The 2,135-nt window shown below is 62.4% G+C and carries 3 protein-coding genes; all 3 read left to right on the top strand.

The window, feature by feature from the left end:
* Nucleotides 1-372 precede the first annotated feature (372 nt).
* The 3 genes from BLQ03_RS17590 to BLQ03_RS18190 all read left to right on the top strand — a co-directional run bounded on the left by BLQ03_RS17590 (nt 373) and on the right by BLQ03_RS18190 (nt 1,742).
* Nucleotides 373-945: a helix-turn-helix domain-containing protein gene (locus tag BLQ03_RS17590; RefSeq protein WP_090757584.1), complete on the top strand. Its 573-nt coding sequence runs from the start codon at nt 373-375 to the stop codon at nt 943-945.
* Nucleotides 942-1,127: a hypothetical protein gene (locus BLQ03_RS17585; RefSeq protein ID WP_090757583.1), complete on the top strand. Its 186-nt coding sequence runs from the start codon at nt 942-944 to the stop codon at nt 1,125-1,127. Before BLQ03_RS17590 ends, BLQ03_RS17585 begins: the two co-directional genes overlap by 4 nt.
* 114 nt (nt 1,128-1,241) lie before the next feature.
* The gene (locus BLQ03_RS18190) at nt 1,242-1,742 is read left to right on the top strand and encodes a hypothetical protein (protein WP_139166818.1); all 501 of its coding nucleotides are present in this window, start codon (nt 1,242-1,244) and stop codon (nt 1,740-1,742) included.
* Nucleotides 1,743-2,135 lie beyond the last annotated feature (393 nt).

The following is a 2,135-nucleotide window of genomic DNA, read 5'->3' as shown; positions in this document are numbered from 1 at the left end:
CCCCCTCGAACCGCTGGCGGGGCCTCAATGGCCCCGCCAGCGGTAGGCCGCCAAAAACTCCACAGCCCGTCCCAAGGGCGGGGGGTCGCCAGCCCCCTGACGGGCGCGCCCCCCCGGCGCGCAAGCGCGCCCGGACTGTGGATTTTTTGCCGTCCTTTAGATCATAAGAAGGCGAAGATTATTTTATAAACTAAATCAATATCTTATCGGGGGGGGTTACCGCACCAGCTTTGCGGCTACCCTACCGCACCAGCTTTGCGGTAACCCTGCAGATAATCAGGGCATGTCTGCATTATTTTTAAGCAAGAAAATTCTTGTTAGTTGCCGAAAAATCCTGCAGCGTTGCGGCCACCCTACCGCAAGGATCATGACATGCGACCAGCGAACCACCAGCCGCTCGGCTCTCCTGTTAGCCGCCCTGGTCACTGGGTCCAGACAGAGCGCAAGGCTCATGAGGAATGGGCGCGGCTGATTAGCCGAAAACCCCGTGCGGCCGAGGTTCTGCACCTGCTTGTGGCAAATATGGGTGACGGCAACGCGCTGGTGATCCCACAAAAGGCATTGGCAGCCATGATCGGTCGAAGCGTGGACACTGTGCAGCGCGCCTTGGCTGACTTGGCTGCCGAGAAGTGGATTCAGATCATCCGCATCGGAAAGGGCAAGGAAGCCGCCTACGTCATCAACGACCGGGTTGCATGGGCGCAGTCGAGGGACAAGCTGCGGCTATCGCGGTTCTCGGCAACCATCGTTGCGAATGCGGAAGACCAGGATAACGTGGCACTGGACACGGCCCCGTTGCGCCGTATCCCGACCCTCTATCCAGGTGAGCGCCAGTTACCCGGGGGCCCCGGCCTGCCGCCTGTGTCGCAGCCGTTCTTCGAAGGTATGGAGCCGGATTTGCCCGCCATCGATCAGCGGGAGACCGAAGGAGCCGATCACCGATGACCGACGAGCCCGAGAACCACACGATCCGCCTGCTTCAGGAGATGCGCGCCGAGATGCGCAAGGGCTTCGAGGACGTGAACCTGCGGATGGACGGGCTGACGCACATCTTGGTCACGCTCGCCGGTCACATCCACCAGCAAGACGAGCGCATCGAGCGTCTGGAAGCCAAAGGCGACGACTGACTCCCCTACCCTAACCTTGCCCACTTTTCCACCAAGCTTGACCGGAAAAATCTGCCCACCTAGCGATAGGGGAGGGGGCAAAGCCCCGGTCAACATCAACCAGGGGGCAACCACATGGCCGGCTTATCCATCCGCGAGGCGGTCAAGCACTTCGATGTATCGCGGCCCACCCTCGCAAATGCCCTGAAGACCGGCAAAGTCACAGGGGTAAAGGATGGACAAGGGGTTTGGTCGATCGACCCGGCAGAGCTGGCAAGGGTTTACCATGCAAGGTCCGCACCGGAACCCTCTGAGCCGGGCAACACGGACAATCCTGCCCGGTCAAGTCCAGCTGAAATGTCCACGGTTGACACCCTGTTAGGCGGACAACTTGAAGCCTTGCGGGAAAGTTTGACCGAGGCGGAAAAGCGCGCCGCAGAGAACGAGAGGCGGGCGATCGAGAGTGAGCAGCGCGCCGCCGTCGCCGAGGCCTTAGCCGAGGAGCGCAAGCGCATCTTGGACGAAACCCTGAAGCTCATTCCCCCGCCGGCCCCTCTCTCGACAGCCCCGGCCGCGCCCGCCGCAGATCCGCCCTCCAGGCCGCAGTCCCGCCGCTGGCACTGGCCTTGGTCGTGAGCCTCCCCGCGCTCAACCGCTGATCGCCGCAAACTTCGTAACCGGTTTTCTGGTAAAGGCCGCAGAGGGGCGGGGGCGCAGCCGGGGGTTGTGCGTTTCCACCCTCCCGAACGAAGCCGGGACCAAGCGGGAACCCGCATCTAATGTGAGGGTCAGGCGCGCGCCTGAGAAGAACATCGGCTCCTGCCCGGTAAGAAGCTGGGGCTTCGGGTTGCCTGAGGAACTCCCGGCCGTTCTCCTGCCTTGAGGCTGTAGAGGCAAAGCGCACAGGCTCTCCTCCTCCTGAGCCTGCCCCTGCCGCATAGGGCAGGGGCAGTTTGCCAGACCGCAGCTCAGATTACGGAGCGATGCCGGCCTCGATGCACCTGGTGCTCCAGAGTTTGCCCTTCATGC

Origin of the sequence: Paracoccus chinensis, assembly GCF_900102885.1 — a bacterium.
GTDB lineage: Bacteria > Pseudomonadota > Alphaproteobacteria > Rhodobacterales > Rhodobacteraceae > Paracoccus > Paracoccus chinensis.
The sequence above is the reverse complement of the archived record's forward strand: the minus strand, read 5'-3'. Positions and strand labels throughout refer to the sequence as shown.

Coding starts and splice junctions, on each gene's coding strand:
- BLQ03_RS17590 (WP_090757584.1), top strand. CDS start 373: ATGCGACCAGCGAACCACCAGCCGCTCGGCTCTCCTGTTAGCCGCCCT.
- BLQ03_RS17585 (WP_090757583.1), top strand. CDS start 942: ATGACCGACGAGCCCGAGAACCACACGATCCGCCTGCTTCAGGAGATG.
- BLQ03_RS18190 (WP_139166818.1), top strand. CDS start 1,242: ATGGCCGGCTTATCCATCCGCGAGGCGGTCAAGCACTTCGATGTATCG.